The organism is Pirellulales bacterium (assembly GCA_035939775.1).
Taxonomy (GTDB): Bacteria; Planctomycetota; Planctomycetia; order Pirellulales; family DATAWG01; genus DASZFO01.
Genome location: DASZFO010000290.1, coordinates 1 through 7,618, shown reverse-complemented (window position 1 = coordinate 7,618; position 7,618 = coordinate 1). Strand labels below are relative to the sequence as shown.

Sequence of the window (7,618 nt, the reverse complement as noted above, 5' to 3'; positions counted from 1 at the left end):
CGCTGGCCGTCGTGCGTGGCGTAGCCGGCCTCGAGCCAGCCCGTGACCGCGACATCATGGCACTTGAGCCAGCAATTGTTCTCGAACAAGTGCTTGACGGTTTGATCGGGGCAGGTGAGCTTGCAGCAATCGTCGCCGCCGCTGGCGGCGGCATCGGCTGCCGGGGCTGCCGCGGCGGCGGGTGCCGGAGCAGCGGCGGGGGCCGGCTCGGTCGCGGGCGGCGTCGGGGCCTTGTCGCTCGGCGACTTGCCACTGTCGTCGGCATAGTATTCGGCATTGTCGAACGCCGTGCGCGTCACCGCACCGTAGCGAATTGGATTCGACTGAGCACGGGCTTGTGCGGCCGTTCCGCCGGCAATGACAACAACCATCGCCATCTTGATGAACTTGGTCATCGGTCACTCCTTTGAGGTGCGGCAGCGAACGCGCCTCCACAAGGCGCATCTGCGCTGCATCACCCGTTGCAATAAGGTGGGCGACAACGCCGCCTGCAGCCGCAAACGCGCCGATGCCCGAGCCAGAGGCGCTCGGCCGATCGCTCGTCAGGGGCGGCAAGGTCTGCTACGTTGTCGAAATTGGTAGGCCAAACACGGTAGAACCGCAGGCAAGTTTAGCTATCGGCACCCAGCGCCGAGGGAATTCACGCAATTCATGGCGTATGCGGAACGTCGGGCACGCCTGGCGCCATCGACTGGCAAACGGCTGCCGGTCGCGAAGAATGTCCGCTTGCGCGGGATGGCAGACTTTGCCGGCGTGGCGGGATTTTCGCCGCAGGACGACTCTTACGCCGCGTCCGATTCTTCCAGTCCGGCAAACAGCGCGTCCACGAACGCGTCGGGCTCGAACAGCGCTAGATCCTCGGCCTTCTCGCCAACGCCGACGTATTTCACTGGCAATCCGAATTGCTGCCGGATCGGCACGATCACGCCTCCCTTGGCCGTCCCGTCGATCTTGGCCAGCACGATGCCCGTGCATTTCACCGCCTGAGCGAACCCGCGGGCCTGGCTGATGCCGTTTTGCCCGGCCGTCGCGTCGAGGACCAGCAGCACTTCGTGCGGGGCATCGGGAATTTTCTTTCCAATGACGCGGGCGATCTTGGTCAACTCATTCATTAGATTCTGTTGCGTTTGCAATCGCCCGGCCGTGTCGATGATGCACACGTCGGCACTCATTTCGACGGCCATGCTGACGGCCCGGTGGGCGACGCTGGCCGGGTCGCTCCCCGAATCGCCTTTGATGATCTCGGCGCCGAGCCGTCCGGCCCAGATCGTGAGCTGCTCGACGGCCGCGGCGCGGAATGTGTCGCCCGCGCCGAGCACGACCTTTTTGCCTTGCGAAATGAACAGGTAAGCCAGCTTCGCAATCGACGTGGTTTTTCCAGATCCGTTCACGCCGACGACCATGATTACAGTCGGTCCCTGGGCCGCAAAGCGAACGCCGTCGCAATCCTGGGCCATTAGTTGCTTGAGTTTCTTCTTGATCGCGTCGATCGCTTCGCCGCGGTGGATGACGCGACCACGATAGGTCGTGCGGATTTCGGTAAGGATTTCTTCGGCTGCCTGGGGTCCCATGTCGGTGTGGAGCAGCCCGGGCCGTAATTTATCGAGGAACTCCTCGTCGACAAGTTCTCCTTCTTTCTTGAAAAGATCGCGGATATCCGTTCCAAGGAGCTGCCTGGTCTTCTTCAATCCAGACTTGAATTTGTCGAATAATCCCATGAGAGGTTGGACCCTAAGTGAGCTTATATATTGCGGCTTTGCCGACGCTGGCAGCGTCGGCCACGTGGGCGACGCTGCCAGCGTCGCGAGTTGGATCAACTCATTGCTTGGCGTGCCCTTCGAGGAACTTATCGAGAATCCCGTTGACGAATTGCGCCGAGTGGGCGATGCCGAACCGTTTGGCCAACTCGACGGCTTCGTTGATTGCCACGCGGTCGGGCGTTTCGGTGTAGAGGATTTCATACGTCCCCAGCCGCAGCACGTTGCGATCGGTCGCCGCCATCCGCTCCAGGCTCCAATGATCGGCCGTTTTCGCCAACAGCATATCTAATTCCTCGCGATTGCGGCGAACACCGGCCACGAGCGAACGGGCGAAATCGACCAGCTCGTCCGACCGCAGCCGCGCGCGGAGAAACTCCTCGGTCACCTGCGAGTCGACGCCCGGATTGACGTCGTCCTGATACAGGACTTGGAGAACGACCTCTCGTGCTCGGCTACGGCGCGACATGATTCAAGGATGACGGATGAAGGATGAAGGAAAGACCGCTCGTGCCCAGGCAGTGCCTGGGAACGAGGCGCCGGCCGCCGCGGTCGCGTTCATGGCAACTGCCGGAGCAAGCTTACCATTTCCAGGGCGGATTCGGCGCATTCCGTTCCTTTATTTCCTACGTTGCCGCCCGAGCGATGGATGGCCTGTTCGAGCGAATCGCAAGTAAGCACGCCGAACAAAACGGGCACTCCCGAGTGCTGGCCCGCCTCCATCAGCCCGATGCTCACCGCCCGATTGATGTGCTGATCGTGGGTCGTCTCGCCGCGGATCACGGCGCCGAGCGCCAGCACGGCCACATACTCACCGCTATGCGCCAAACGGTCGGCGACCAATGGCAGCTCGAACGCGCCGGGGACCCACGCCACGTCGATCGTTTCGTCGGGCACTCCGGCCGCCGTGAGCGTCGCGAGCGCTCCGCCAACCAACTTCGCGGTGATCGACTCATTATACCGGGAGACGACAATGGCCCAACGGCCCGGTGACGCGGCGAGCGATCCTCGAAAATCACGCGGCATAACCTGCCCCCCAGACGCTCGACTGCTGCCGACTTCGGTTCGCCCTTCGATCTGAGCCTCAGGGTCGAAGACAAGCGAACCGGCTAACGATCGACTCTCGATTTCCGACAGTCCAACGTACCACTACGACTTCATGTTCATCAAGAATTCCGCGTTGGTCTTCGTCTTTTGCAGCCGCGTGACTAAGCGCTCCATCGCGTCGGGCGCATTGCACTCGCTCAGCACCCGCCGCAGCAGGCAAATGCGGCGATATTCCTCGGGATCGAGCAACATCTCTTCGCGGCGGGTGCCGCTGGCGTTGATATCGATCGCCGGCCAAATCCGCTTATCGACCAACTGCCGATCGAGCACGATTTCCAGATTGCCCGTCCCTTTGAATTCCTCGAAGATCACCGTGTCCATCTTGCTCCCGGTCTCGATCAGGGCGGTGGCGATGATGGTCAGGGATCCGCCTTCTTCCACCTTGCGGGCGGAGCCGAAAAACCGCTTCGGCCGCTGCAATGCATTGGCATCGACGCCGCCGGAGAGAATCTTGCCCGAATCGGGGCATTCCGAATTCCATGCCCGGGCCAGTCGCGTGATGGAGTCGAGAAAAATCACCACGTCGTAGCCATATTCGACCATCCGCTTGGCCTTCTCGATGACCATCTCCGACACTTGGAGGTGCCGCGAGGCCGGCTCGTCGAACGTCGAGCTGATTACCTCGCAATTCCGTCCCTTCACCTGTCGCTCCATGTCGGTCACTTCTTCAGGACGCTCGTCGATCAGGAGCATGATCACATAGCTCTCGGGATAGTTCGTGATCACGCTTTTAGCCATCTTCTGGAGCAGGATCGTCTTGCCGGCCCGCGGCGGGCTAACGATCAGCCCGCGCTGGCCGAAGCCGATCGGCACGATCAGATCGACCACCCGCATGTTGATCTCGTCCGGAGTGGTTTCGAGCACGATCCGCTTGTCCGGATGCAGCGGCGTGAGGTCGTCGAAGAACACCTTTTCCGTGAGCTGGTTGGGGTCTTGGTAGTTGATCGCTTCGACTCGCAGCAGAGCGAAATAGCGCTCGTTCTCCTTCGGCGGACGAATTTGGCCCGACACCGTCGCCCCGGTCCGCAGGCCGAAACGGCGAATTTGGCTCGGCGAGACGTAGATGTCGTCCGGGCAAGACAGATAGTGATAGTCGGGGCTTCGGAGAAAGCCGAAACCGTCGGGCAATATCTCCAGCGTCCCTTCGCCGAACATCAGGCCGTTCAGCTTCACGCGCTCCTTGAGGATTTTGAAAATCAAATCCTGCTTCTTGATCCCCGTGATGTCTGTGAGGTTCTCGGAGCGGGCCTGCTCGATGAGCTGCGGCATCGACATCCGCTGCAATTCGGCGATGTGGATGTCGCCCTGCTTGATCTGCTCATACCGCTCGTGGGTTTCGTCGCGACTGATTCCGTGCTCGGCCTCCTCGGCCAATTCTTCGGCCAGCGACAGCGGCTCATCCAAATCGGATTCATCGACCGGCGAACGGTCGTCAACGATTTGCGCAGTCGATCTGCGAACTTTTGTGCCTCGAATCTCGGACATAATCGAACTTTCTGGAAATCATGGAAAAGGAAGACGTTTGCCGGTGCGCGAACGGCACCAGCGGTGGGTGACGGGATTGATTTCGATCGTTCCGTTCAAGGGACGAACGGATAGGATAGGTTGCCGACATTCTGCCGGCGATCCAACGCGAATTGCAATACGAATATGGCGGGTGGAATCGAACCGATTGGGATGAGTGCAGCTTTTGCCAAACGGTGCTGCCGCGAGCAGGGTGTTCGACATCGGCAGCAGATCCAGCGGACTTGGCAAACGGTTGGGAACCGTCGATGGGCAGGAGTCAGCCGACAAGGGAGTGCCAAAACCGCTCAATCTGCGATTGAGTATACTCCGCCGATGCGGAGTTATCTATCACAAAATCGGCGCGCCGCCGTTTGACCTCCAAACTTTCCTGGGCGGCCTCGCGAGCCTCGAATTCCTCCGTCGTCCAACCTCGTGACAACGCTCGCTCGCGCCGCACTTCCTCGGGCGCGTCGACATAAACCATCCTACTGCAAATCTTGTCCCAACCGGATTTCAACATGACTGGGGCGTCTAAAATGGCAGCCGGCACGCCATCAGCCGCCATCCGATCGGCCTCCCCACGAAGCCGGCGGCGAATTTCCGGGTGGGTCAACTGTTCTAGAACCAACAGCTCACGCGCGCCATCCGGCGGCGGGCCAAATACAATCCGGCCAAGGGCCTTTCGATCCACCTGGCCGTTTTCACCGAACACCTTGTCGCCAAAATGGTTGCGAATTCCGTCCCGAACCTCAGGCAATAACAGAACTTCATGGCCGATTCGATCGGCATCGAGCACTTTCGCCCCAAAAAGTTCGAATCGCTTGGCCACGAAACTCTTACCGCTGGCGACGCCGCCGAGGAGCCCGATAATCTGCATGGCTGGTTCCGGACTATTATCGCAATCGACCTGTAAAGATGTATTTACGTTCGCATGTTTTTCGCGCAATCGGAGCCATCAGCTTGGGCAAACCGTCCGTGGACCGATTGAGCGGCCATGTCATGCCCAAGGTTCGCAATCTGCCCAATTGGAACCGGTCTTCACGTCCACTTTAAGCGACACCGACAATGGCCAGACGCCGGACATTTCCTCCTTCGCGAGTTGAACCATGAGGTCGATTTCCTCCGGCGGCGCCTCAAATATCAATTCGTCGTGATTTTGAAGCAGCATTCTTGATGCAAGGTGTTCGGCTCGCATCCGGTGGTAAATGTTGATCATTGCCAGCTTGATTAGGTCGGCTTCGGAACCTTGCACGACCGTGTTGATCGCAGTTCTCTCGGCGAGGCTCCGTTGACGCAGCGCGCCTTCGCCGCGCTGAGGAGCGGATCTGTCTTCTGACCGACGGGGCGCATCAGGTAGGTCTGCGCCGACGCTGGCAGCGTCGGCCACGGCAAAGAGCGACTCATTCTCGGCGCGGTCGGGGCCAATCGCCTTCTCCGCGTCTCCCATTCCGCGAATGATCCGCCGCCGTCCCAAAATGGTCGTCACGAAACCATTCTGGCGGCACTCGGCGATCGTTCGTTCGATGAACTCGCTGACGCCCGGATAGCCGGCGAAGTACGCTCGGATGAACTGCGCGGCTTGAGTCTGATCGATTCCAAGCATTTTGGATAGACCGAAGGCGCTTTGGCCGTAAATCACGCCGAAGTTGACCGCCTTCGCTACGCGGCGCATGTCGGAGGTTACATCCGCCAGCGGCACGTTGTACACCTGGCTCGCCACGCGGGCGTGAATGTCTTCGTCGCGGGCGAAGGCCTCGCACAGCGTGGCGTCCTGAGAAAAATGGGCCAGCAAGCGCAGCTCGAATTGCGAATAATCGGCCGCCACCAGCCGCCAACCGTCGTGCCCCGGTAAAAACGCCGAGCGGATTTCGCGCCCCGAATCGGTTCGGATCGGGATGTTTTGTAGATTGGGATCGCTCGAGCTGAGCCGGCCGGTCGCGGCGACTGATTGATTGAACGAGGCATGCACGCGCCCGGTGGTCGGATGGACCATCTGCGGCAACGCATCGACGTACGTGCCTTTCAGCTTGGCATATTGGCGATATTCGATGATCTTGGCCGGCAATGGATGCAATCGGGCCAGCTCTTCGAGCACATCGGCATCGGTGCTCGCGCCGGTTTTGGTCTTCCTCAGCTTCGGCAGCTTTTGCTCATCGAATAGCACCTCCTGCAATTGCTTGGGTGAGCCGATGTTGAACTGCCGCCCGGCCAGTTCGTAGATTTCCTTTTCGAGCACGACGAGTCGCTCGCCATATTGCCGGCTCAGTTCTTGCAATCGCGCGACATCGACCTTGATCCCGTTGTATTCCAGCTCGACCAAGACCTCGATCAGCGGGATTTCCACGTCGCGAAACAGACGATCGAGTTGCAGCTCTTCCAGTCGCTTGGCCAGCATCGGCCGCAAGCGCCAGACTACATCGGCGTCCTCGACCGCGTAGTGCGTGATCAATGGGATCGGCACCTCATCCATTCGCTTTTGCTGCTTGCCCGTGCCGATCAGTTCGTCGATGGTCGTGGTGCTGTGATTGAGATAGCGGGCTGCCAGTTCGTCGAGATTGTGGTTCCGCTCGCCGGCATCCAAGAGGTAGCTGGCGACCATCGTGTCGAAATCGACGCCCGCCAAATCGATTCCGGCCGAGCGGAGCACGATCATGTCGTATTTAAGGTTCTGGCCGATCTTGCGAATCTGGTCGTTCTCGAGCACGGGCCGGAGCACAGCGAGCGCCCGCTCGGGATCGAGCCGGACCGCGCCGGCCGGCGCTCGGAATGGCAAGTAGTATCCCTGCCCGTCGTTCCAGGAAAACGAACAGCCGACGATCTCCGCCCAGCGTGGAGAGATGCTGGTCGTTTCGGTGTCGAACGAAATGTTCGGCTGGCGGCTCATTTCGGCGACAAGCTGATCGAGCTTCTCTAGCGTGTCGATCGTTTGGTAGTCGACCTTCCAAATAGCGCGCGTCGGAGGCACGCGGCTCCGCATCTTCTCGGTCAGGCTGTGGAAACCGAACGCCATGAACATGTCCGCGGCCTTGGCCGGATCGAATCCGCCTGCCCGCCCGCGCTCCCAATCGATGGCCACGGGCGTTTCAGCGTTCAAGCGGGCCAGTTCTCGGCTCAAGAACGCTTGCTCGCGGCCCAGCAGAAGATTGTCGCGCCGCTTGCCACCAGCAACTTCGTCGATTCGAGCATAGAGGTCTTCCAGCGTGCCGAATTTCTGCAACAGTTCGCGGGCCATCTTCGGCCCGATCAGC

At 60.2% G+C, this 7,618-nt stretch carries 7 protein-coding genes; all 7 read right to left on the bottom strand.

Annotation, left to right across the window (positions count from 1 at the left end; genetic code table 11):
* The coding region (locus VGY55_17905; GenBank protein HEV2971854.1) for a hypothetical protein at positions 1-395 on the bottom strand (395 nt) is incomplete at its 3' end.
* 387 nt (positions 396-782) lie between these two features.
* Complete coding sequence (ftsY, locus tag VGY55_17900; GenBank protein HEV2971853.1) at positions 783-1,718, bottom strand: signal recognition particle-docking protein FtsY; 936 nt, start codon at positions 1,716-1,718, stop codon at positions 783-785.
* Between the two features lie 100 nt (positions 1,719-1,818).
* Positions 1,819-2,226, bottom strand: a complete 408-nt coding sequence (gene nusB / locus VGY55_17895) for a transcription antitermination factor NusB (GenBank protein ID HEV2971852.1) — start codon at positions 2,224-2,226, stop codon at positions 1,819-1,821.
* Between the two features lie 89 nt (positions 2,227-2,315).
* Positions 2,316-2,783 (bottom strand): 6,7-dimethyl-8-ribityllumazine synthase, encoded by a 468-nt coding sequence (gene ribH, locus VGY55_17890; GenBank protein ID HEV2971851.1) that lies wholly within the window; start codon positions 2,781-2,783, stop codon positions 2,316-2,318.
* Positions 2,784-2,906: 123 nt separating this feature from the next.
* Positions 2,907-4,349, bottom strand: coding sequence for a transcription termination factor Rho (gene rho / locus VGY55_17885; GenBank protein ID HEV2971850.1), 1,443 nt, complete (start codon positions 4,347-4,349; stop codon positions 2,907-2,909).
* A gap of 298 nt (positions 4,350-4,647) precedes the next feature.
* Positions 4,648-5,247, bottom strand: coding sequence for a dephospho-CoA kinase (coaE, locus tag VGY55_17880; protein HEV2971849.1), 600 nt, complete (start codon positions 5,245-5,247; stop codon positions 4,648-4,650).
* A gap of 120 nt (positions 5,248-5,367) precedes the next feature.
* A partial coding sequence (gene polA, locus VGY55_17875) for a DNA polymerase I (GenBank protein ID HEV2971848.1) occupies positions 5,368-7,618 on the bottom strand: 2,251 nt, incomplete at its 5' end.

Excerpts from the sequence above, each read along its gene's own strand:
- ftsY (HEV2971853.1), bottom strand. The coding sequence starts at position 1,718 with ATGGGATTATTCGACAAATTCAAGTCTGGATTGAAGAAGACCAGGCAG.
- nusB (HEV2971852.1), bottom strand. The coding sequence starts at position 2,226 with ATGTCGCGCCGTAGCCGAGCACGAGAGGTCGTTCTCCAAGTCCTGTAT.
- ribH (HEV2971851.1), bottom strand. The coding sequence starts at position 2,783 with ATGCCGCGTGATTTTCGAGGATCGCTCGCCGCGTCACCGGGCCGTTGG.
- rho (HEV2971850.1), bottom strand. The coding sequence starts at position 4,349 with ATGTCCGAGATTCGAGGCACAAAAGTTCGCAGATCGACTGCGCAAATC.
- coaE (HEV2971849.1), bottom strand. The coding sequence starts at position 5,247 with ATGCAGATTATCGGGCTCCTCGGCGGCGTCGCCAGCGGTAAGAGTTTC.